This window comes from Microcoleus sp. N3A4, assembly GCF_036701805.1.
In the GTDB taxonomy this organism is placed as follows: Bacteria; Cyanobacteriota; Cyanobacteriia; order Cyanobacteriales; family Microcoleaceae; genus Microcoleus.
The window spans coordinates 1-23,357 of sequence record NZ_JAUBRJ010000009.1 but is presented as its reverse complement, the minus strand read 5'-3'; the positions used below and the strand labels follow the sequence as shown (position 1 = coordinate 23,357).

The following is a 23,357-nucleotide window of genomic DNA, read 5'->3' as shown; positions in this document are numbered from 1 at the left end:
TGGTTATTGGTTATATTGGTTACTAGCAGCCCCAAGCGCGTCACCAATAACTAATAACTAATAACTAAATATTCGATGAAACTTTAGGCGAATCAACTGTTACTACTTCCGAAATAGACGGTTCCTCCACTCCGTCTAAATTGGGCAGCGGCATATGCTTCATTTCCCAAACTTTCAGCAAAATTAGATATTCATAAAAAGCTTGCAGCGTGCACCAAGCCAATCCCGCTTGACCGTCAAGAAATCCGCCGAGTAAAATATACATATAGAAAAAGCGCACGACAGGCCGCAAAGGCAAGCGCAAAGAAAAATCTTTCAAAGCGCGACGCCTTTCCACCTCCGACGCGCCAAACAATAAATCCCACCAATTTACTTGACCTGCTTCTAATTGGCGGAGAGTTTCAGCCGCCTCGTCAGTCGAGTAGCGGTTGTGCTTTTCAATCCAGCGGGAAAGACCTTTGCTGCAAGTATAGTGAGGGTAGGTTTCCTTCAAAAAGTGAGTAGGCCCGTTGCAGACTTCCCGTTCAGTGTGACCGTAGTCAGTAAACCACACTTGGTCTTTGCGAAACAGGCGCATTTGATAGCGGGGATATTGAGTGCTGCGGCGAATCCAGCGCTCCATAAATATTACTTTTTCAGCTACGTAATAGCCGATATACTCTTGACTTTCGATCGCCTTTAAGCATTCAGCAAACAGTGCAGGCGTCATCCGCTCGTCAGCTTCGAGGATGTAAACCCATTCGTACTTGCACGGGACTTCTTGGAGCATCCAAGTCCGCTGGCGTCCGTGAGTTTCAAAGCAGTGCTGCACTGTTTGCACGGCATAGTTCTGAACAATCTCAAGGGTGCGATCGCTGCTGAAAGAATCAACTACAATGATATCGTCACAAAGCAGTGCCGATTCAATGCAAGCGGCGATATCAATCTCTTCGTTGTAAGTCAGAATATAAATTGAGAACATTCCCAGCTTTCAGTAAGGGCAAACTATCAGGCAAATCAAGTATTTATTTCTCAGGGATGTCTCGACTTGCGCGATCCCTGCCAGCACAGATCACATTTTGCGACGGCCGAACCGCAGAATTCCCATACTTCTCAATCCAGTCCAACCAACAGTAATGTAGCCGATCGCTAACAGCAAACTGCTGATTCCCGTCTGCAAACTCGAATTTCTCGATCGAGTTCTCAACTCTTTCTCTTTTTGTTGCTTGCGCGTGCGAATCTCGTTGCGAGCTTGATTTGGCAGTTCTTGGGCTTGCTGTTCCAGGAATTTGTCGAGCGCTTTCGGGTCATTTTTTGACTCCTGAAGCACAGCTTTCAATTCCTTGGGAACATCTGGACTCTTGAGTGCTTGTTGCAGCTTCCCGTCGTCTTGCAGCAGCGCGGCTATCTGGGTGCGGCGCTGGCTTTTGAGCTGTTCTACCTGAGCTTTAAACTGATCGCTTTTAATTTGCGCCTCTAGTTGACTTTCCGCTTGTCCGGCTTCTTTATCCACTTGAACTAGAGCATCCTTGAGTTCCAAACGAGTATTGTTGAGGTGAACGGGAACCAGCAACAGGTAAATTAGCCCTAAGAAGCTGGAAATCAATAGCGCCCAGAATCGCAAGTCCAGCCAAACATTGCGCCTCTCAATAGAGACTCCACTGCTGCTGTCCACCCAAAAGCCAGTCATTAGCATGGCTATACCCATCAAAGGAATAATGCCCCGGTCAACTATCTGAGTTGCTGCGGCCAACTGCCAGCCTCGATTGAAAATGTCGGAGGTTTCTCCCGGCAGCGACAGAACAATGCAGTCAAGCAAAGCAGAGAGAATCAAGATAATCCCGACTACTTTTAGAGTTCGAGCAGCTACTGAAGAAAATTGACGGCTGTTAGTTGCTTTCATAATTCCTGTTAGATAATTCTACACCGTTAGATTCAAGGGGGTAGTTGACTGGATTTTGTTGAACGAGTTAAGTTATTTTCCACCAAAATAGCTCGTTCGGGTACTTACCTCGACTTTCCCCTGGGTTTTCACAGGCTGCGGTTGCGATCCCAAAGGGTCGAGTTTCTGCACGGGTATGCAGAGTTTGGCACAGGAGGCGGCGCGCTTCTGGGGTGGCTGTAAAGCTTGGTCAAGATAGCGCCCAGAAACTGCAGCAAGCAAATGCTGGCTTCGCCTGAGTCTGACGAATGCAGGGTACAGATGAGTTCTGCACGCTTGGGTTCCTTCTTTTAACTAGCTTTCGCTCGCGGCGGTGTCAGAAATAACAGACACAGGAGGATCGCGTTTGGTTGGGTTTCACCCCCTAGGGCTCCCACTCCCCGATCGCCTGCCAGAGGCCGTGGAACTAAATCCCCTGTCTTATAGTAATTGATATAACAGAGGGGTGGAATAAATAATTGTTTCCCAACCTTTTTAACGTCCAATTACCAGCGACACGATACGGCAGTCACAAATACACGAGTAGATGTTTTTTCCTTTTTCCTTCTGTTTAGCAGATCGCGAAGCCGAAGGCCATTTGTGCTTCTTCCTTTTTGCTTAAGAGTGACCAATTACTATAGCAATCCTTGCAGGAGTCGTAAATTTTTTACCCCACCCCAACCCTCCCCGAAGCCGCTCGCTCGGGAGTAAGAAATTTATAAATGATTTAGGATTGCTATAATTACCAATTACTAATGGCTAACTACTAATTATTGGCAGTTTGAGTGATAGATTGTTCAATGGCAAAGGTGCTCCGATATCACATTTTTTGGTAGGATAATCGATCGCTGTTCAAATTTGCTGGTGGTGACTGCAATGATTTCTGGTGTTTACACGTTGAGAGAACTCGAAGGAGCGATCGCATCCGATCCGGACAACTGGCGTCCGATCGTGTTTACTAACGGGTGCTTCGATATCCTGCACTGCGGTCACGTCCGGTATTTGCAGGCGGCAAAAAAGTTGGGGCGATCGCTCGTGGTGGGCTTGAATAGCGACGCCAGCGTGCAAGCTATCAAACCGCAGCAGCCGGGATTGCCGCCCCGCCCGATCGTACCGGAAAATCAGCGAGCCGAAGTGTTAGCTGCCCTCAAACCAGTAGACGCGGTAGTAATTTTTTCCGAGATTACAGCAACTAAACTGATAAATATCCTGAAGCCAGATATATACGTTAAAGGAGGCGACTATCAACTCGAAACTCTGCCGGAAGCACCGGCTGTTATCGCCGGAGGCGGCAAGATTTCCTTGATCGAAATAGAAGTTCCGAGTTCTACCAGCGCGATTGTCAAACGCATTTTGCGGTTAGGTATTTAACCCTCGATCGCAAACAGCAAACAGTGAGCTAAACTCAGAAGTTGCCCCATCAAAAAAGACTCTTAGTGCGATCGCTCGTACAACTTCATCCCAATTGTTACGCAGGAGATAATTTCAATGGAACTCACAAGCAATAACACGATCGCGGAAATCCTAGACAGACACAAAGCAGAGCTACTAGCAGATTGGCTCAAAGAACTGCAAAATACCGGGCTGCGGCGGGACGACTTGATGAGAGCCAAAGAATTGCGCTCCGAGTGTCAAGAGTTCCTGCAATTGCTCCACATTGCAGTGGGGCACGGTAACTTTAGCGACATCCAGACACCCGAATGGGAAAATATGCGGCTGCTGCTAGCAGAAGTTTCGCGATCGCGCGTTCAGAGAGGCTTTACTCCCTCAGAGATAGCGAGTTTCATTTTATGCTTCAAAAAGCCATTGTTCGATCGGCTTTGTCGCGAACTTACACAAAACCGCGACGCACTTGTCGAACAACTTTGGCTTTCCACCAGTTTATTAGACCAGCTAGGCCTTTGGGTGACAGAAATCTTTCTCAAAGCTCGCGAAGAAGTCATCGAACGCCAGCAGCAAGAAATGCTCGAATTGTCAACACCCGTAGTCAAACTTTGGCAAGGCATTCTCGCTTTGCCCATGATCGGGACTCTCGACAGCGCCCGCACTCAAATAGTCATGGAAACTCTGTTGCAGGAAATCATGGAAACCGGCTCAGAATTTGCGATTTTAGACATTACAGGTGTGCCGACTGTTGACACTTTAGTTGCTCAACATTTATTAAAAACAGTCGCCGCAGCCCGTTTAATGGGTACTGAGTGCATCATCAGCGGCATTCGCCCGCAAATAGCTCAAACCATAGTTCACTTGGGAGTTGACTTGCAAGATATTCTGACAAAAGCGACTTTAGCAGATGCTTTTAAAGTCGCTTTGCAGCGCCAAGGTTTAACTATAAGAAATATTCAAGAGGAAAAATAAAAATATTGCCTTTTTGACTAAAAAATTAAGTGAAAAATAAAATCGAGGTGGATTTGTGGAACGGATACCGATACTTCAAATGGGAGAATTTCTGCTAGTAACAATTCAAGTAGATATGCACGACCGCTTAGCAATGACGCTGCAAGACGACCTGACAAACCGCATCGTCAAAACCGGAGTCAAAGGTGTTTTAATAGAAATCTCTTCCCTCGAAATAGTAGATTCTTTTATCGGTCGTATCATCAACAATATCGCTAGTATGTCGCGAATTTTAGATGCTGAAACAGTTGTGGTCGGGATGCAGCCAGCGGTTGCGATCACGCTCGTTGAGTTGGGGCTTTCCCTGACAGGAGTCCGCACAGCTTTAAGCGTTGAAAAGGGCATGATTTTGTTGCGAAAATCCTTGGGTTTTTCTCCTGGCGAGAATGCGCGAGCAGTCGATAAATTGTCCCATAACTGAGGCACAGGCAGTAATGAAATCTGGTTTGTTTGTAGATAGCTTGTTGACAAACTCAAGATTGCTGACAAGAAACTGGGTGGATGAGCGTAAGTCCTATGTTTTGTCGAGAAGTTCTGTTTTAGTAGAGTAGCCATGTCAAAACGTGAGACACTAGAAATCCGATCGTCATCCGATATAGTCCACGTCCGACAGCAAGTGCGAATTTGGGCTGTAGCAATGGGATTCGGTTTAGTAGACCAAACGAAAATCGTTACCGCAGCCAGCGAACTCGCCCGCAATACTGTAGACTACGGCAAAGGGGGAACTGTAACTCTCGAAACGCTCCAATTAGGAACCCGCAAAGGGCTGCGGCTGGTATTTGAAGACAAGGGCCCGGGAATTCCCGACATCGAATTGGCAATGACTGACGGTTATACTTCTAATCAGGGTTTGGGTTTGGGACTCAGTGGTTCTAAGCGGTTGATGCACGAATTTGAGATTGTTTCCAAAGTGGGTAAGGGGACTAAAATTGCGATCGTCCGCTGGCGGTGAGAAAGTAATACGATTTGAGAGTTGAGATTTTAGATTAAAGAATTGGGAATGACTGATGACGATCGGGGTTTGGAGCTTGCGTATAGGTGTATTATTTTTTTAATTGGTATAAAGAACAACTAGCAAAGCCAAGAAGTGATTCTGGGAATCCCGCACCATACCCGGAGAGGGTTGGCGTATAGAGGATTTTATTATGAGAGCTGATCAAAAATGATAGATGCCGTAGCCCTGCCCGTAACAGAAGAAAGTCAAGTTGGAGAAGCACGGCGAATCGCAGTAGCTCTCGCGGCCGAAGTCGGATTTAACGAGACCGATCGCGGTAAAGTGGCAATTGTTACCACCGAAGCAGCAAAAAACGCGGTCAAGCACGCCCGCGAAGGAGAACTTTTGCTGCGAACATTCAAAACAGCGGCAGGATACAGCATTGAAATAGTAGCGCTAGACCGGGGGCAGGGAATGGCAAATGTTGCGCTGTGTCTGCGGGACGGTTTTTCTACAGCGGGAACCCCGGGAACTGGATTGGGGGCAATTAAACGCCTCTCTAGTTTTTTTGATATTCATTCTGTACCGAAACTGGGGACGGCCTTATTAATGCGGCTGGAACCGACCCAAAATAGCCGGGAAGCCTCCCAAAACTGCAATTACTTGGAATTTGGAGTCGTCCACTTGCCCAAAGCAGGAGAGCAAATTTGCGGGGATTCCTGGGCTGCGGAAAATCATCTGGATAAAAACCTGATTTTAGTTGCAGACGGGCTCGGCTACGGGGATTTGGCCCAGGAAGCGTCTCAGGAAGCAGTGCGGGTATTTGAGGAAAACGTTAAACTGGGGCCGAAAGCAATTTTAGAGAAGGCGCACGGTGCTTTAAAAAATACCAGAGGAGCGGCTGCGGCGATCGCCCAAATCGATCGTACCCAACAAACAATTTGTTTTGCCGGAATTGGCAACATCAGCGGTGTAGTGGTCACAGACAACCAAACCCGCAGCATGGTTTCCTACAACGGCACAGTTGGACATATGATGCGAAAAGTAGCAGAATTTGTCTATCCTTGGTCGCAGCAGTCCATACTCATCATGCACTCCGACGGTTTGGCGGCGCAGTGGAATTTAAACCGCTACCCAGGTTTAGCCTCCAGACATCCTGCTTTAATCGCAGCCGTGCTCTACCGGGACTTCAAACGCACTCGCGATGACATGACAGTTATAGTAGCTAAGGTCAGGAACCCCATAGCTAAAGCTAGGGGCTTGCAAACTGTTCGGCTCTAACGAGCCCAAGCAAGCAATCCCGAACCTGACCAGCCTAAGACTTAACCACAAGTCTACGTTTTCAAGGTCACGATACCGACAAATGCGTAGCTAGTTTGTTGCTCTATCGTTGATTGTTAAACATCTTTAGCGGGGTTAAGGAAGTGCAATTAACCTAACAAGCCTTGAAAACCTTGGCGAAGCTAACGTTACGAGAAATCAGAAGAGACGCAATAATGTCTAACCAAATCCTAGTTTTAGATACCAATCGCAAACCGCTAACACCCTGTACGCCAGGGATGGCACGGTCATTACTTAAAGCCAGAAAGGCTACTGTCTTTCGCCGATACCCGTTCACCATCATTATCGCAAAGGAAGTTCAAGATACTCCAGAATCTCTAACCTTAAAATTAGATCCTGGTAGCAAAACAACGGGCATTGCTTTACTTAAAAATGACAAATTGATTTGGGCAGCAGAGTTAACCCACAGAGGAGCAACTATCAAAGATGCTCTATTATCACGCCGCCAATTACGGAGAAGGCGGCGTAATCGCAAAACTCGGTATCGCAAACCCAGATTTCTAAATCGCATTCGTCCTCAAGGTTGGTTAGCGCCCAGCTTACAACATCGAGTAGATACGACGTTCACTTGGGTTAATCGTATTTCTCGCTATGCCCCTGTGAGTTCCCTTGTTCAGGAGTTAGTCAGGTTTGACTTACAATTGATGCAAAACCCTGAAATCAATGGCGTTGAATATCAGCAGGGAAAACTGCAAGGCTACGAAGTCAGACAATATTTGCTCAACAAGTTCAATCATCAGTGCGTCTACTGTGGCGCAAAAGATACAAAGTTAGAGGTCGAGCATATCCATCCACGTTCTAAAGGTGGCTATAATAGGGTTTCTAACCTGGCTCTGGCTTGCCATCCCTGCAACCAGCGGAAAGGTAATCAAGATATCAAAGATTTCCTCTCAGGCAAACCTGAAATTTTAAAGAGGGTATTGGCACAGAGCAAATCACCTTTAAAAGATGCAACAGCAATTAACGCTACCCGATGGGCTTTATTCAATGCGTTGAAAGCAACAGGTTTAGCTGTCAGCACTGGATCGGGCGGCAAGACACAATTCAATCGGACTCGGTTAGGGCTTCCCAAAACCCATTGGCTTGATGCTGCCTGTGTTGGCGAAACTCCGACGCTAGAAGTTTTGACCTTGCAACCATTGTCCATCGAATCAACAGGGCATGGGACTCGCCAAATGTGCGGTACCAATAAATTTGGTTTTCCAATTCGTCACCGTACAAGAGTCCAGATTCACAAAGGTTTCCAGACAGGCGATATCGTTAAAGCAGCCGTTACCTCTGGAAAGAAAATCGGCTCCTATGTGGGACGGGTTCTTTGTCGAGCAACTGGTAGTTTCGACATCGCTACAACGACTGGAAGAGTGGCGGGCATCAGTCACAAATATTGCACACCAATCCATAAAAAAGATGGTTACAACTATAGCTATTGATTTGACTGTTGAGGGGGCATCGAACCCAATCAACAACCACTCTTATCTATCCCCATGTCTGAAGCCAGAGGTTTCTCGGAGGTTTTGGTGAAAAGCAGCGTGAGTTACCCAATCCTGACGACGGAAGTCCGCTTTGAACAAGACATCGTACAAGTACGCCAAAGAGCTCGCCAAATTGCTAAAGGGCTGGGATTCGATTCCCAAGTACAAACCCGCATCGCCACAGCAGTTTCCGAAATTGCCCGCAATGCTTTCAAATATGCAGGCGGCGGCAAAGTAGAATTCATTGTGGAAGGGGAATCGCCCCAAATTTTTCGGACTCGGATTTCTGACACCGGGCCGGGAATTGCGGATTTAGCGACTGTGTTGGGCCCCAATTTTCGATCGCAAACCGGCGCGGGACTCGGTTTAGCAGCAGCGAAACGGTTGATGGACGAAGTGCAAATCGACTCTCGGCCCGATCGCGGAACTGCCGTACAATTAATGAAGCAGTTTTCCAAACAGATGCCTGCGCTGAGTGCGATCGAACTAAATAAATTAGTTGACAAACTAGCGCGCCAAATTCCCGAAGATCCCTATGCCGAAATTCAGCAGCAAAATCAAGAATTACTGCGTACTTTAGACGAACTCCGCCAGCGTCAAGAAGAACTCGTACAATTAAATCAACAACTAGAAGATACCAATCGCGGAGTCCTCGCACTTTACGCCGAATTGAACGACAAAGCCGAATCTCTCCGGCGCGCCAGCGAACTCAAAACCAGCTTTCTATCCGATATGAGCCACGAGTTTCGCACTCCGCTAACGGCAATTATGAGCCTTTCCGAAATATTGTTACATCGCCTCGACGGAGAACTTTCAGCCGAACAGGACAAGCAAGTAAATTACATTTACAAATCCGCCCAGTCTCTCGCAGAACTTGTCAACGACTCGTTAGATTTAGCCAAAGTGGAAGCGGGAAAACTAACTGTTCGCGTGGCTGATTTTGAAGTCGAAGATTTGTTCAGCGCGCTGCGTGGCATGATGCGCCCTCTGCTGCCCCAAAACTCGGATGTTGCTCTGATTTTTGAAGCCCCTCTCGAACTTCCAACCCTCACCACAGACGAGGGAAAAGTTTCTCAGATTTTGCGGAATCTGATTTCTAATGCCCTCAAATTTACCGAAGCAGGCGAAGTTCAAGTTGCTGCGGAAATAGGAGACGGGGGAACAATTACTTTTTCCGTAACAGATACGGGTATCGGCATTTCCCCAGCCGATCGAACGCGGATTTTTGAAGAATTTGTCCAACTCGAAAATCCCTTGCAGAAGCGCGTCAAAGGCACCGGGTTGGGATTGTCTCTGTGCAAAAAACTGGCAGAATTTCTGGGGGGAAGCATTGAAATAAAAAGTTCGCTGGGAACGGGTTCGACTTTTTTGGTCAAACTGCCGATCGTGTATCCTGGAGATACAGAAAACCCTTTGGAAATGTCCGCTGCTAAGGGGGATGAAATACCGCAGGCGATCGCCAATTCTCGATCGCCTGCGCCGGATTCAGCAGCAAAAGTTTTGATTGTGGAGAATGAAGATAGTTTTTCGGTATTTGCTGAAAAACTTGCTGGCAGAAATTCATTGTACCGCGATCGAGGTCGCCAACGCTGCTGAAGGTTTGGGTTCGGCTGCTCTTTGAGCAACCGCCAGCAATTTTTATCGACATGATGATGCCGGCTATGACCGAATTTGAGGTTTTGGAAGAGTTGAAATGCGATCGGGCTACTTGTCAAATACCTGCTATCGCGATCGATTCAAAACATTTTCGGTTATACCAATTCTCGCCTCCAGAAAGCAACAGTGATGAGTGTGGGTTTGTTTGCGCTCACCTGAGCTCCGGGTGCGTCGCTCAAAGATTGTGGATATTCTTTAAGATTTACGGGTGGCGACACACCATACAGATACTGTTGCATGAGTTTTGAGAATTAGTATTACATCACTCCTTGGCTGTGCGGGATGCTAACACTGCACGGTGAAAAATATTATTCCGGTGCAAAGGGAAACGATATCAGGGATTGTAGCTTTTGAGGACTGAAGTCCGATGCTGCGAACCTAATTATATTTTTTTCACCGTATTTTATCTTGTTCGTAAGAGAGTTAATCTATAGCAGGCAAAATTTATTTAATTTGCAACACCATTTAACCTTTGTGCTGTAAAATGTAGCAGTTATCAGTTGCCGACTATACAGTAGGGACTTACCGAGTGCCTGTTTTCCTGTCGGCGATCGGCTAAAATCCACGATAAATCTCGTTCTTAGCAAAGTCTCGATAAAAAATAATGCAACAGCAGGCTCGCGATCCAAACCCATACAAAATCAGCCATTCCCAATTCTAAAATCTAAAATCTAAAATCTAAAATCTAAAATGGCGCGATCCAAACCAATACAAAATCAGCAATTCTAAAATCTAAAATCTAAAATCTAAAATGGCGCGATCCAAACCAATACAAAATCAGCAATTCTAAAATCTAAAATCTAAAATCTAAAATCTAAAATGGTATGACTTTCATCTCCCTTCAATATGCCCTGTTTCTGTTAGTTTTGTTCGCGGCTTACTGGTTGGTTCCGCTCAGGTGGTGGCGGTTGTTTATCATGCTGGCGGGTAGTCTAATTTTTTACGCTTCGCTGCAAATTTGGTACATTCCTTTGCTGTTAATCGGTGTTTTGTTTAATTACTGCTTGGCGATGGCGATTGGGGAACCTCTCGATTGGCGGATTGCTAATGAATCTTGGAACCGCCGCCGTTTGTTGCTGCTGTGGATAGGAATTGGGCTGAATGTTTTGCTGCTTCTGGGTTTTAAGTATGTGCCTTTTTTCTTGAGTTCGATCGGCACTTTGTTAAATTGGCCTTTTGCTATCGACAGTGCTGACTGGGTGAAAACTCATGTCATCGCACCCCTGGGATTGAGTTTCTTTTGCTTTGAGTGCATTGCTTATTTGATTGACGTGTACCGAGGCGCGCCGGCTGCTACTTCCCTGCTAAACTTTGCTGCTTACAAGTTGTTTTTCCCGAAACTAATTTCCGGCCCGATTACTCGGTATCACAACTTGATCTATCAACTGAAAACTCAGGAATTTCCGACGCCCGATCGCATTTCCGAAGCGCTTTGGACGATCGCCTTCGGTGCAGTAAAAAAAGGTCTTTTCGCAGATAACTTGGGAATTTATGTCGATTTAAGTTTTACCAATTTGCAGCGGGCGGGTAGCGAGGATTTGTGGCTGGCGATTTTTGCTTACGGGCTGCAACTTTATCTCGATTTTAGCGGCTATGTTGACATGGCGCGCGGTACTGCTTTGCTGCTGGGTTGGTATTTGCCGCCAAATTTTGATTTCCCTTATTTTAGTGCCAGCATAGCCGATTTTTGGCGGCGCTGGCACATGACTTTAGGGGATTGGTTGCGGAATTATTTGTATTTTCCTTTGGGGGGTTCGCGAGTCGGTTTGTGGCGCACTTGTCTGAATTTGTCGATCGTCATGTTAATTGCGGGAATTTGGCACGGGGCGGCTTGGGGATTTATTGTGTGGGGGGGTTTGCACGGTTTGGCTTTGGCGGTTCACCGGCTGACTGATGTGGTGTTTAAGCGCTTGCGGATGGAGTTTTTGTGGGAAAATCCGATCGGCATTGCGATCGGTTGGCTGTTGACTCAAGCGATGGTTTTTGGTAGTTGGATATTTTTCCGGCTTCCCGATTTAAAAGATTCTGGATGGGCGATTTCGCATTTGTGGGGACACACTGCTGACGTGCAGTTTGCAGATAAAGTTTATGTGGAAGTTTTGGGTTTGGAAAGAGTAGATTTAACTTGGATGTTGGCCGCTTTGGCCGCGGGAATGCTGGGGAATTATGCGTTGAGTCGGGGTTTGAAATTGGAGTTAAATTGGCCGGTGAAATTGGTGTTAGTGCCGCTTTCTTTGTATGCGGTTTGGGTGTTGGCTCCCGAGGGCGGTTTGCCTTATATTTATTTTGATTTTTAGGGTATTACAGCATATTTCAGGTTCATGAAGTACAGTAACAGTTATATTGTGTGGTGTTAATCAGTAGGGTGCGTCGCTGCTTCATATTTGATAAAACTTGCAGATCCCCCGTGGGCGACGCACCTTACGCGGGCGAGATCAAGATTGTGTGTACTACATATACATGGAATATGCTGTATTTTATTTCCTACAATCATCAATCTTATAGCCTTTCTCAAAAAGATGAGGTATGACTGACAGCTTACATAACCACCCAAACTAAGAGGGCTGAAGCCCAACAACGTCCGCGAATCTTTCTGAGAACCGCTATATACCAATTATTAAAAGTAGGGACACGGCATTGCCGTGTCCTGCTCCCCGCGCCGGACACGGCATTGCCGTGTCCCTACAGATGCTAATTTTCAGAATTGGTAAGTAGTAGGACACAATTAATTACCCAAAATACCGCCTAAAAACCTTGCCTCTTCAAAAGGCTTGATGTAATTAATTGTGTCCGGTTACTTATAAGAACACCAGTCACTCCAGCTACCGACATAAAGTTTAGCATCGGGAATTCCGGCGATTTCTAAAGACAGTAAATTAACGCAAGCCGTCACCCCAGAACCGCAGTAAACAATAACTTCGTCCGCTTTTTCTACTTCCACCCACCGCTGTTTTTGTTCGGAGGCCGATCGCACTTTTCCAGTTTCATCCGTCACCCCTTGCCAAGGATAGTTAACCGCACCCGGAATGTGACCTGCAATGGGGTCGATCGGCTCCCGCAAACCTTCATATCTCTCGCTTTCCCGCGAATCAATCAAAACCTTTCCCGGCAGGTCTTTGCGCTCTTTCACAGCCTCAATATCTACCGCCAAATCCTGCTGCAGTTGGGCCGCAAATTTACCCTCGCGGGGTTCTGGCAAAGTATTTGTTACCGGATATCCAGCCGCTTTCCAGGCGCTGAAACCCCCGTCTAACAAAGCAACCTTGCTGTGTCCCATATATCGCAGCAGCCACCACAAACGAGCCGCAAAAGCCAGCCGCGAATCGTCATAAGCGACGACTAAAGTTTCTGCTGAATTAATGCCGATCGCGCTCAATTTATCAGCTAATTCTTCAATATTTGGCAGCGGATGTCTACCGCCATGTTTACCAACTGAACTCGCGAGGTCACGATTTAAATCTAAATAGAAAGCTCCCGGAACATGACTTTCTTGATATTGTTTTTGTCCCAATTCTGGGTCAGCGAGGGAAAACCGACAGTCAATAATTATAACTTGCGGATTTTCGGTATTGGCGGCCAACCATTCTGCAGAAACGATTAAATTGTTGTCATTCATAATTTTAAAATCTGTGCTTTAACATCTATCGAGAAGGAGGTGTTTTCTCGGGTTCTGCTTTTTCTAAAGTGGATTTTTTAGAATTTGCTTTCTCCGAAGCTGCTTTTTCAGAAGTGGATTTTTGAGGAGTTACTTTCTCGGAACTTTCTTTTTTTGAATTGGATTTTTGAGGAGTTATTTTCTCGGAACTTTCTTTTTGCGAATTGGATTTCTTAGGAGTTGCTTTCTCCGAAGGTGGTTTTTCGGCTGTTGCGGGAGTTGGAGTTGGTGGAGGGGGATTTACTGCTGCTTCTTGAGCGTAAAGCAGATATTTCTGATACTCGATCACTTTTGCTTGAGCTAGTTGATGGTTGGAGCTAGACATCGGTACTCTTCTCATTAATGAAACCGCTTCTTGCCAGCGATCGGCAATTGTCGTCCAATCTTCTTTGGTTTTTGCCGATCGCCCCAATTCTGCTGCTTTGAGCGCGCTGTTAACTGCCTCTCGAAAAGTATCCGGTGCATTTGCTAAATTTGCTGTTTCATCTAGATTCTGCCCCGCAGTTGCTCCCGGCTCGTTCACAATCTTACCGACAAATGCCACCACGGCGATCGCCAACATACCCGTCACCAGCCCTACTACAATGAAAGTCGATCGCAGCCGGTTCTCAAATGCAGCAAGTTCCGGCGGTTTCTCCTCCTCAATATTATTCTGGGTTTCTGTGCGATCGTCCGTATTAGCAACAGCAGTATTTGGCACAGATTCTTCCGCAAAGCTCTGTGGTTCAAAAGTGCTGCTCTCCAGACTAAACTCTTGACTCCAAGCAGCAGCAATTTGACCGCTTTCTCGGCCTTCAACCTTCACTTTGCGAATCGAATCCGGCTGCAAATTCGTCAGTTGGCTGCGGACGAAATCAACTAATGTATCTTCTATCGGTACCTGCTCGGCCTCAAGAATTACATCCAAACAGTCGCCGTCGAGATTCGCGGAGGCTGTGATGCCTTCAGATTGCAACTGGCTGTTGAGCGAAGATGCGATCGCAGTGGCGATATCTCCCTGCTTGGCAAGTTCCTGAAAATTAAGCTCTGTCATAGCTGGACACCTGATAACGCAGAAGATAGAAGGTAGAAGGCAGAAAAAATGAAAAAGTCAGAAATAGTTTTTTGGAGTTGAAAACACAATAACTGAAATTCAACAAATAGTATAATATATCGCGGCCAATCCAAGCCCAAAGATGCAAATTATCACTCTCGCTACCCCTGGCATCCCTTGGGAAAAGACTTCAGTCCTTTCTACGAACCGAACTCAGGTTTACAGTACAGCCAAAAATCCTCTCGCTAAGTTGCCAAATACCGCTGCTTCAACCTGGTAATTGATACCGGGGACGCAACTTCAGATACCGCAACGGCCTTAACTCGAACCGCAAGCACCGTCCCTAAAACTGACATCCGGCTGGAAAAAGCCTCGATCGCGCGGATTCGAGATTGGAGATTAGAGATTAAAAAATTGTGCCATCGCAGTGCCATCGACGGACAGCGAGTGATATCATCAGTTAGTCAATATTCAAGTTTTTATAGCAAAAAACTCGATCGCACAATGATAGCAATAGCAATTTTAGCGGCTGGACGCGGCACGCGCATGAAATCTGACTTGCCCAAAGTTTTACACGAATTGGGCGGTCGATCGCTAGTTGAGCGAGTCCTCCAAAGTTGTCAAGAAATTGAAATTTGCCGGCGACTTGTCATCGTCGGTTATCGAGGTGAACTCGTTAAACAATCCCTGATTGAAGGTAAAGAAATAGCGGACAATCCTCAATCTCCTCCCCTAGAATTTGTAGAACAAACCGAACAATTGGGAACCGGTCACGCCATCCAACAATTGCTGCCTCACTTAGAGGGATTTCAAGGAGATTTGCTGGTGTTAAATGGGGATGTACCTTTGCTGAGGGCAGAAACTATCAAACAATTGATGGCAGTTCACAAACAGCACCAAAACTCTGCTACTTTATTGACAGCTAATTTGCCGAATCCTCAAGGATACGGGCGAGTATTTACCGACAGTCAAAACTTGGTACAACAAATTGTCGAAGACCGCGACTGCACACCAGATCAAAAGCAAAACCACCGAATTAATGCAGGTGTTTACTGCTTTCACTGGCCTGATTTAGAGAAAATTTTGCCAGAATTGAAGGCAGACAATGACCAAAAAGAATATTACCTAACTGATACGGTAACTTTCCTCAATCCGGTGAGGGCGGTGGATGTGGAAGATTATCAAGAAATATTGGGAATTAACGATCGCAAACATTTAGCCACAGCTTGCGATATTTTGCAAACGCGGGTAAAGGACAAGTGGATGACGGCGGGAGTGACGCTGCTAGATCCCAGCAGCATTACGATCGACGATACCGTAGAGTTGCAGCCGGATGTGGTAATTGAACCGCAAACTCACTTGCGGGGACAAACTGCGATCGCCTCTGGGAGTCGCATCGGCCCCGGCAGTTTGATCGAAAACAGTCAAATTGGGGAAAATGTGACTGTGCTTTATTCGGTGGTTTCTGACAGTATTGTGGCCGAAAATTCGCGCGTTGGCCCTTACGCACATTTGCGGGGACACGCAGAAATTGGGGCGAACTGTCGCGTCGGCAATTTTGTAGAATTGAAAAACACTCAACTCGGCGATCGAACTAATGTCGCTCACTTGTCTTATTTAGGCGACGCGACTTTGGGAGAAAAAGTCAACATCGGTGCTGGGACTATTACGGCGAATTACGACGGAAAAAACAAGCACAAAACTCAAATAGGCGATCGCACTAAAACTGGTTCCAACAGCGTGCTTGTGGCACCGATAACTTTGGGAGAAGATGTGACTGTAGCGGCGGGTTCTGTGGTGACGGAAGATGTGCCGAATGACTGTTTAGTAATTGCCCGTTCCCGGCAAGTTGTCAAACCAGGTTGGAAGTTGAAAGAACCTAAAAAGTGAACGATTGTTCAGTTTTTATATAATGCGTGATTTTATTATGTAGGGTGCGCCGGATCGCGCACCTTACCGCCTCAATTTATCGTGTCAAATCACTTTTTGGGTAATACCAATTCTCGCCTCCAGAAAGCAACAATGATGAGTGTGGGTTTGTTTGCGCTCACCTGAGCTCCGGGTGCGTCGCTCAAAGATTGTGGATATTCTTTAAGATTTACGGGTGGCGACGCACCCTACAAATACTGTTGCATGAGTTTTGAGAATTAGTATAAGTCATGTAAACATACAGCATATTCCAGGTTCATGAAGTACACTATAAAGCTATATTGTCTGGTACGTGTTATGTAGGGTGCGTCGCTGCCGCGGCAGTCAATGGAACTTGCAGATTGACTCTGAAAGCGACGCACCTTACTTACTACAAGATTGTGTGTACCAAATATACATGGAATATGCTGTAACTTCAGTGCGATCGCGCGTTCAGATAGTTGTTAATCGCTTTGGCAATTTTTGCTTGCTGGTAGAGGTTCATAGTGTTGGGCAGGGATATGCGAGATCCTCCACCAACTAACAGTCTGACTTGGTACCAAGTGTCATTTTGCCGATCTTTTGTTCGATCGACTTCCACGCCATAAATCTCGCACAAAGAGTGTGTAATGACTTTACGCCCTAACAAACCCCGCTGTTTCACAGTCAAGGTGTTTAAATTGCCATCGAAGCTGTAGATTTCATTCTTTCTCAACACGATCGCTCCGACTGCTGCGAGCATAAATAGGCCTCCTATACATCCACACCAGCGATCGTCTTGGCTTAAGCGCAGCCATCGATTTTTTGCATTTTTAACAAAAAAATTGATTTCAGATGCAACAGCCTGTTTGTTCCCCCAGGTAGTCGAGTTAGCAGTGAAAGGAACATCGCCAACAGAAGTCAAAAGTACAACTCTGCTTTTATAGCCGCATCTTTGAACTTTAGCTCCTTGCAAAGAAGCAAGCTGAATTTCTTGGATGTTTGAACCCAGTAAATTGGATCGCACAATCTGGCAATTTCCTTGTTTTGCCTGCAATCGCTGGCAGATCAGGGTTGTTTTATGATAATCAAAAGCCAGCCAGAACAGTCCAAATACCATTAATAAACAACTAGGGAGCCAAAAATCAAATATGCTTTGAGTCTGAATTATTAGTTCAGTTGCTGTTTGCTTAATTATTTTCATTGATCTCACCATTTGATTCCAAAAATGATGCTACAGATCGACTTCCTGACGCCGCTCCACCGAATTGTTAACTTATATATTATTTGAAGTCGTCCGCTGCCCTGATTTTTTTTATTTTGCTAATAGATTAGCACTAAAATGTCTGGCAGACAACAAATGTCCCGAGTTTCTTGGCAACTGCGTTTGAGATAGCTTTCCGTCATTTATCCTTGATTATTGACTTGAGCGATCGCACTTTTAGCAGCAGGTGTATTGCTAAGCGTGCGATCGCGTCGTCGCTTTTGAGAAGCTGCTAACAAATCCTCCCCAAAAACTAATGATTGTTCGGCGCTTGAATGAGACCGGAGTTTGTGGCAGTATTTTATGATTCAAGGAAGGTTTGATGAAGAGACAAATCAACTATTTTTTGAAATAAGTTTGGTAGCGGCTGATGGGGAAGTCATATTTGCGGATGCGCTTCTAGATACGGGATTCACCGGTTGGTTGGCGATAAACAGCCAAGATTTAGATTTTAATTGGCAGCTTGTAGATGATGAATACCCCATGAAGACTGCACGAGGAGAAGGTAATTTTAGTATTTATATCGGCACTGTGCAAATTGACCAAAAATTTTTTGATAGTACCCGCCACGTGATTTATCCGTGGAATCAATCCAAAATCTAAAATCTAAAATCCTCAAGCCCCCGAATTTATCCGTGGGGTCAATCCAAAATCTAAAATCTAAAATCTAAAATCGAATGACGGTCAAGAATTTAATGTTCCTGTGGTAGCAGGAGATGAGATACCAGAAATTATCATCGGGATGGAATGGCTGAAAACTAAACGGTTAGTGGTAGATTTGGCGGCGGGAATCCTGACAATCAAGCATCCAGGATACAAGCCCCCGGATTCATCCGTCCAGAAATAAAAAACCTGTATCCGATGAAACTTGCCCCCCGAATTTATCCGTGGGGTCAGTCGATTTTAGATTTGAGATTTGAGATTTTAGATTTATCCCACAGATGCAATCTGGGAGCTTGAACTAGGGTCTAAAATTTTTATCTTTCCACGACTTAAGTACGTGGCACGGTATCCGTTTGTGGGCTAAGTCAATGCTTCAATGCTTTAATCTCAAATCTCAAATCTAAAATCTAAAATCGATTGACTTTGGGGTGAAGTTTTTGGCTCGTTACGGGATAGGTACCGTTCATCTTAATATCAAGTCCGAATCGGAACGACGCTACCGGACATGATAAGCTGTTCTGCATTTAAACTACACAGTCAAAATTTGATAAAGTTCTTGTGGGGTGGGCCAGAAAGCCCGCACAAAAAATGCAATTTAGATGTAGAACAGCTTACAGCGTATTCCATGTATAGCAATCCTAAATGATTTGCTTGCATTATACGCGAGCTTTCTGGCTCGCACTGCAAGGATTCTGGTCTCGATCGAGAGAGGCGGCTGATGCGAGGATTGCTATATATGTGGTAAGCTGTGGAGCATTTAAACCATTAACGCTCCAGGTAAGGTGCGTCAGCTAGAACACTTACTATACATGGGAAACGCTTCTCTACTGACGCACCCTACTATCCTCCTTTAAATGCCGAACAGCTTACACATAATCGAATGGCAAGCATCGGTGCGTCGCCATCTATAATCTGCAACTTCTATCCAATATCTCGCAGCGACGCACCCTACAGATTAATTAAATTTGCATACTCTGAAAAAAAGCACATATCCCTTATTCCGTAGGGACACAGCAGTGCTGTGTCCTGATGTTTGTAGCCGACATTCACAGCTCTTTTTTAAGCAATAAAAACCAGCGTTCCCTTGCTCGTTTCCAAGGTATCGCCCATTTGGATACCGTTGTGAAAAGCACCCAAAATCACCTCGCTAGTTTTGCCGATCGCGATCGCACCGCTAGCATCAATTCCAATTGCGCCAAAATCCCGTTGGCGATCGTCAGCTTCAGCAAAAGAACGCTCAAAAGCAGCTTTCAAACTCAAACCGTCTGTCACCCGAATCACAATTCGCGCCGCCAAACACTCGTCCATAATGTGCTCGCCAATCCCCGTACAGCTTACCGCCGCACTCCCGGCGGCGTAATTTCCCGCCGGCATCGCCGAGTCGCTAACCCGCCCGATGCGCTCAAAACCCTTGCCGCCAGTCGAAGTCCCAGCAGCCAAGTGTCCCCGGGCATCCAAAGCTACGACTCCGATCGTACCCAGACCCGCCGGTTCCGCCACCACGTCAGCCATTGCTTTGCTAAAATTGCCTTGGCGTTCCTGCATCCACTCGTGCAAGCGCAAATCCGTCATCGGATCGTAAATCGGCAATTGAAGTTCTCGCAGCAATTCCGCCGAACCAAAATCAGAGAGTACCCGATCGTCCGAATTCTGCAAAAATTTAGCAAGTTCGATCGGATTTTGAACGCGAGAAACATTAATCGCCCCGCTGAAACGCTGCACCAAACCGTCCATCAGCGAAGCACTCATCCGAATTTGACCGTCCGACTGCACCACAGAACCGGTACCGGCATTGAATCGCGGGTCATCTTCGAGCAATTGGCAGCCCCGCACCACTGCATCTACGGCACTTGCACCGTTTTTCAGCAGCGGATAAACTTCTTCCAAAACATCGTAAAGCGATTTCCGCACCGCCTCAATTCCGCCTTTACTGTGTAGAGAACTGCCGGCACCGCCGTGAATAACTAGCTTTGGTTGTATTTGTTGCGATGCCATAATTTATAACCTAATAACCTAAAATTTTTCCTTTGCAATCTTACCCTCGATCGAGCAACTTGCCCTAAATTCTTAATCTCCATCGCCCGAACGGCCGCGGCGACAGCGTTCGGAGCAGTATTTAACCTCATCCCAGCAGTCCGCCCATTTTTTGCGCCAAGTAAAAGGTCGATCGCACACCGGGCACATTTTTGTCGGTAAATCGGATTTCGATCGCTGCTTTGCCATGCTAATTTTGACAATAGATTAACGAATTCACATCTTGTACCATTTTTATGAACAGGCAAGATGCCTGTTCCACAACAAAATTCAATTCTTGTGGAACAGGCATCTTGCCTGTTGCTGAGGAAACGAAAACAACCAATTTCAGCTAAAAATCTCCCCAAATTAAATGCTCTCAACGGCCGCCGCCAACATCCGAATAGTCTTAGTCGAACCCGCAGGCCCATTGAATGTCGGTTCTGTTGCCCGCGTCATGAAAAATATGGGTTTGCACCAATTAATTTTGGTAAATCCCCAGTGCGATTATTTAGGGGAAGAGGCCCGACTGATGGCTGTTCGCGCCGCCGACATACTGGAAACTGCGAAAGTAGTCGAGAGTTTGCCGTCGGCTTTGGTTGGGTGTGTCAGATCGATCGCAACTACAGGGGATGATAGTCGATCGTTGCCAACACAACTAGAAGAACCCGCAGACGCCTTGCCTTGGCTCCTAGAAGCCCCCAGCGCCCTAATTTTCGGCCGAGAAGACTGCGGCTTGACCAATGCCGAATTAAACCGCGCTCAGCGCCTGATCCGCATTCCCTCCAGCGATGCCTACACTTCCCTAAATCTCGCCCAAGCAGTCGCTATCTGCTGTTACGAACTATACAAGTCAGTTGTCAGTTGTCAGTTGTCAGTTGTCAGCAGCCAGGAGGAATCGGCTACCTTGGAAAATTTAGAGGGATATTACCAGCAATTAGAAACGCTGCTACTCAAAATTGGATATTTGCAGCAGCACACAGCAGCAAGTCGGATGGAAAAATTTCGGCGTTTGTACAACAGGGCATATCCGACAGTAGATGAAGTCGCGATGCTTCGGGGGGTGCTGCGCCAAACAGAATGGGCAATAAAAAGTTACCCGCGAGAGACAGTTTCTGATACTCTAGATGGGGCGTTGCCAGAAAATCCAACGAATAGCTAGGGGAAATGCCGATAATTTGCGATTTGAGATTGAGGATTTTTGGCGATCGAACTTGACTTACCCACTTGTCACCTTCATAATCGGGTTTCTTGACTAAAAACCTCAGCTTTGGGGTAATTCCCGGGCAAGAAACCGGGTTTCTGATACCGTGCAGCATTTGGGTAAATCTAAAATCTAAAATCTAAACTCTAAAATTGATTGGCTGGCAAGCTGAAAAATCTTAAACTTGAACTTTACAGTAGTGATGAAGGAGTAAGACGTGGCAGAGCGGTTTCCCAAAGGATCGATATTATCGGTGATATCCTCGATATCCTCTCCCAACTCCGGCTCAAAGCAGCCTAAGTCCGGCAAAGCAAGTCAGTCTGGCAACTCCGGCCGCCGCCGCCCTCCCCAACCGCAAAACGGCAACCCGGAAATTCGATCGCCAGAACCTGCGACTTTGCCACCGCAACCAAGCCGCGGCAGCAGAATTAAAGCCAATTCTCCCTCACCTTCGGAAGAATTTACTACACAAGACTTTTTATCCGATCCCAGATCGGCAATTAACCCCAGAAAACCCAGAACCACCAGCAAAACTCCGCAGTCGAAGAGTCGCCAACCGCGCAAAAAAGGTCTCGCTGCTGTCGATATGTTCGATTTTCCTGACCCGAATCTGGAAAATGTGAGTTCGATCGCCAGCAATCCCACCAGCCCGCTCCCAACTGCCGCTCCCCCTCCAACCCGGGGAAGTCGCCCCAGTTCGCCCCCAGCGCGCATTCCAGACACGGAAATCCCTCAAAATGCCAAAAAAACCCCCGTGCCTAAACCGCGCCCGCAAGCGAGCCAGAGACCGGGCAAACGACCAGCATCTGCGAACGTGCCGCCGTTGATTTACGCTACTCGCTTGCTGATTTTGGGAGTTGGGATAGCGGTGATTTGCGGTACGCTGCTGTCGGTGGTAAATGCCGTGAGTCGATCGACTGTAGCGGCAGAAGAACAAACCACCCCAGGGCATCAAAACCCAGCCGATAGCGCATCTGCAGCACCCGCAGCCCCAGAAGCGCTGCAACTGAATCAAGAATTAGGAGCTTTGAAAACGCAAGTTCAGGTTTTAGCCACAGAAAATCCTACTTTGACGGTTGGAATATTTCTAGTTGATTTAGATACAGGAAGCTACCTAAATTTTAACGGCGATGCTGCTTTTGCTTCAGCTAGCACGATTAAACTACCAATTTTAGTAGCTTTTTTCCAAGCAGTAGATGAAGGCAAAGTGCAGTTAGATCAGATGCTGACGCTGCGGCCCGAACACATTGTGGGCGGTTCTGGGGAGATGCAAGACGACGCTCCGGGTAAGAAATATTCGGCTTTGGAAGTTGCGAAAAAGATGATTGTTGTCAGCGACAATACGGCGACAAATATGATGATTGAGTTGTTGGGAGGTGCTGAGGTTTTGAATCAGCATTTTGCAACCTGGGGTTTGAGTACCACGGTTCTTCGCAATAAATTGCCGGATTTGGAGGGAACTAATACTACCAGTCCGAAGGATTTGATTAATATCATAGCCCAGGTCGATCGCGGAAATTTGGTTTCGGTCAAGTCGCGCGATCGTCTTTTGCAAATCATGCGCCAAACTCAAAACGATTCTTTGCTGCCGAAAGGTTTGGGCGAAGGTTCAGTTATTGCTCACAAAACGGGCAATATTAATACAATGCTAGCGGATGCGGGGATGGTGGATTTGCCGAACGGCAAGCGTTATTTGGTGGCGGTGATGGTGAAGCATCCGCCGGAAACCGAGAAGCCTGCTCAAACATTGATTCGGGATATTTCTCGGATGAGTTACCGCTATTTGAACGACGGGGAAACGCCAGAGGATTCAAAGGTGAAAATTAAAAATTAAATCGATGATTGATTTCAGGTTCGATTGATATCAATTCCGGTTGCACTCCTCCGGAATAGTTGACTGTTGACTGTTGACTGTTGACTGTTGACTGTTGACTGTTG

At 46.4% G+C, this 23,357-nt stretch carries 22 protein-coding genes; 13 read left to right on the top strand and 9 right to left on the bottom strand.

Translation table 11 applies throughout. The annotated features are described in order from the left end of the window. Positions 1 to 64: 64 nt before the first annotated feature. From QUA56_RS07625 to QUA56_RS07615, 3 genes are all read right to left on the bottom strand, one after another. Entirely contained in the window at positions 65 to 961 is an 897-nt protein-coding gene (locus tag QUA56_RS07625; protein ID WP_333355329.1) for a glycosyltransferase family 2 protein, read from the bottom strand. Positions 962 to 1,051: 90 nt separating this feature from the next. Then, a complete protein-coding gene (gene hpsJ-B / locus QUA56_RS07620) occupies positions 1,052 to 1,882 on the bottom strand; it encodes a hormogonium polysaccharide biosynthesis protein HpsJ (RefSeq protein WP_333355326.1) in 831 nt (276 codons plus the stop codon). Positions 1,883 to 1,954: 72 nt separating this feature from the next. Beyond that, complete coding sequence (locus QUA56_RS07615; protein ID WP_333355324.1) at positions 1,955 to 2,143, bottom strand: hypothetical protein; 189 nt, start codon at positions 2,141 to 2,143, stop codon at positions 1,955 to 1,957. Positions 2,144 to 2,776: 633 nt separating this feature from the next. Between QUA56_RS07615 and rfaE2 the strand changes: the two genes are divergently transcribed. From rfaE2 to QUA56_RS07580, 7 genes are all read left to right on the top strand, one after another. Further along, complete coding sequence (gene rfaE2, locus QUA56_RS07610; RefSeq protein WP_333355321.1) at positions 2,777 to 3,271, top strand: D-glycero-beta-D-manno-heptose 1-phosphate adenylyltransferase; 495 nt, start codon at positions 2,777 to 2,779, stop codon at positions 3,269 to 3,271. A 117-nt stretch (positions 3,272 to 3,388) separates the two neighbouring features. Beyond that, positions 3,389 to 4,258: an STAS domain-containing protein gene (locus QUA56_RS07605; protein WP_333355318.1), complete on the top strand. Its 870-nt coding sequence runs from the start codon at positions 3,389 to 3,391 to the stop codon at positions 4,256 to 4,258. Between the two features lie 55 nt (positions 4,259 to 4,313). After that, positions 4,314 to 4,718 (top strand): STAS domain-containing protein, encoded by a 405-nt coding sequence (locus QUA56_RS07600; RefSeq protein WP_333355315.1) that lies wholly within the window; start codon positions 4,314 to 4,316, stop codon positions 4,716 to 4,718. A 132-nt stretch (positions 4,719 to 4,850) separates the two neighbouring features. Beyond that, positions 4,851 to 5,249 (top strand): anti-sigma regulatory factor, encoded by a 399-nt coding sequence (locus QUA56_RS07595; RefSeq protein WP_333355313.1) that lies wholly within the window; start codon positions 4,851 to 4,853, stop codon positions 5,247 to 5,249. A 210-nt stretch (positions 5,250 to 5,459) separates the two neighbouring features. Then, positions 5,460 to 6,512, top strand: a complete 1,053-nt coding sequence (locus QUA56_RS07590; protein WP_333355310.1) for an ATP-binding SpoIIE family protein phosphatase — start codon at positions 5,460 to 5,462, stop codon at positions 6,510 to 6,512. Between the two features lie 215 nt (positions 6,513 to 6,727). Next, positions 6,728 to 8,002, top strand: coding sequence for an RNA-guided endonuclease IscB (iscB, locus tag QUA56_RS07585; protein WP_333355307.1), 1,275 nt, complete (start codon positions 6,728 to 6,730; stop codon positions 8,000 to 8,002). Between the two features lie 54 nt (positions 8,003 to 8,056). Beyond that, complete coding sequence (locus tag QUA56_RS07580) at positions 8,057 to 9,640, top strand: ATP-binding protein (protein ID WP_333355305.1); 1,584 nt, start codon at positions 8,057 to 8,059, stop codon at positions 9,638 to 9,640. Between the two features lie 155 nt (positions 9,641 to 9,795). On the opposite strand, the gene QUA56_RS07575 is transcribed toward QUA56_RS07580, so the two are convergent. Further along, positions 9,796 to 9,939: a hypothetical protein gene (locus tag QUA56_RS07575; protein ID WP_333355303.1), complete on the bottom strand. Its 144-nt coding sequence runs from the start codon at positions 9,937 to 9,939 to the stop codon at positions 9,796 to 9,798. Between the two features lie 585 nt (positions 9,940 to 10,524). Between QUA56_RS07575 and QUA56_RS07570 the strand changes: the two genes are divergently transcribed. Then, entirely contained in the window at positions 10,525 to 11,997 is a 1,473-nt protein-coding gene (locus QUA56_RS07570) for an MBOAT family protein (RefSeq protein WP_333355300.1), read from the top strand. Positions 11,998 to 12,494: 497 nt separating this feature from the next. Here the strand turns inward: QUA56_RS07570 and QUA56_RS07565 are convergent, their stop codons facing one another. Continuing rightward, positions 12,495 to 13,316, bottom strand: coding sequence for a sulfurtransferase (locus tag QUA56_RS07565; RefSeq protein WP_333355297.1), 822 nt, complete (start codon positions 13,314 to 13,316; stop codon positions 12,495 to 12,497). A gap of 25 nt (positions 13,317 to 13,341) precedes the next feature. Further along, on the bottom strand, positions 13,342 to 14,388 hold the full coding sequence (locus tag QUA56_RS07560; protein ID WP_333355294.1) for a hypothetical protein: 1,047 nt from the start codon (positions 14,386 to 14,388) through the stop codon (positions 13,342 to 13,344). Between the two features lie 504 nt (positions 14,389 to 14,892). Between QUA56_RS07560 and glmU the strand changes: the two genes are divergently transcribed. Beyond that, positions 14,893 to 16,278, top strand: a complete 1,386-nt coding sequence (glmU, locus tag QUA56_RS07555; protein WP_333355291.1) for a bifunctional UDP-N-acetylglucosamine diphosphorylase/glucosamine-1-phosphate N-acetyltransferase GlmU — start codon at positions 14,893 to 14,895, stop codon at positions 16,276 to 16,278. Positions 16,279 to 16,732: 454 nt separating this feature from the next. Here glmU and QUA56_RS07550 read toward each other — a convergent pair whose 3' ends face one another. Then, positions 16,733 to 17,479 carry a hypothetical protein gene (locus QUA56_RS07550; RefSeq protein WP_333355288.1) on the bottom strand — a complete coding sequence of 249 codons (747 nt, stop codon included), beginning with the start codon at positions 17,477 to 17,479 and terminating at the stop codon, positions 16,733 to 16,735. Between the two features lie 363 nt (positions 17,480 to 17,842). On the opposite strand from QUA56_RS07550, the gene QUA56_RS07545 reads away from it, so the two are divergent. Together QUA56_RS07545 and QUA56_RS07540 are read left to right on the top strand one after the other, a co-directional pair. After that, positions 17,843 to 18,142: an aspartyl protease gene (locus tag QUA56_RS07545; RefSeq protein WP_333355286.1), complete on the top strand. Its 300-nt coding sequence runs from the start codon at positions 17,843 to 17,845 to the stop codon at positions 18,140 to 18,142. 100 nt (positions 18,143 to 18,242) lie between these two features. After that, positions 18,243 to 18,386, top strand: coding sequence for a hypothetical protein (locus tag QUA56_RS07540; RefSeq protein ID WP_333355283.1), 144 nt, complete (start codon positions 18,243 to 18,245; stop codon positions 18,384 to 18,386). Positions 18,387 to 19,261: 875 nt separating this feature from the next. Here the strand turns inward: QUA56_RS07540 and QUA56_RS07535 are convergent. Both QUA56_RS07535 and QUA56_RS07530 read right to left on the bottom strand, forming a co-directional pair. Then, on the bottom strand, positions 19,262 to 20,197 hold the full coding sequence (locus tag QUA56_RS07535) for an isoaspartyl peptidase/L-asparaginase (protein WP_333355280.1): 936 nt from the start codon (positions 20,195 to 20,197) through the stop codon (positions 19,262 to 19,264). Positions 20,198 to 20,269: 72 nt separating this feature from the next. Further along, positions 20,270 to 20,425: a DUF2256 domain-containing protein gene (locus QUA56_RS07530; protein WP_333355277.1), complete on the bottom strand. Its 156-nt coding sequence runs from the start codon at positions 20,423 to 20,425 to the stop codon at positions 20,270 to 20,272. A 163-nt stretch (positions 20,426 to 20,588) separates the two neighbouring features. Between QUA56_RS07530 and QUA56_RS07525 the strand changes: the two genes are divergently transcribed. Beyond that, the gene (locus QUA56_RS07525; RefSeq protein WP_333355274.1) at positions 20,589 to 21,377 is read left to right on the top strand and encodes an RNA methyltransferase; all 789 of its coding nucleotides are present in this window, start codon (positions 20,589 to 20,591) and stop codon (positions 21,375 to 21,377) included. A gap of 295 nt (positions 21,378 to 21,672) precedes the next feature. Continuing rightward, a complete protein-coding gene (locus QUA56_RS07520; RefSeq protein WP_333355273.1) occupies positions 21,673 to 23,253 on the top strand; it encodes a serine hydrolase in 1,581 nt (526 codons plus the stop codon). Positions 23,254 to 23,357 lie beyond the last annotated feature (104 nt).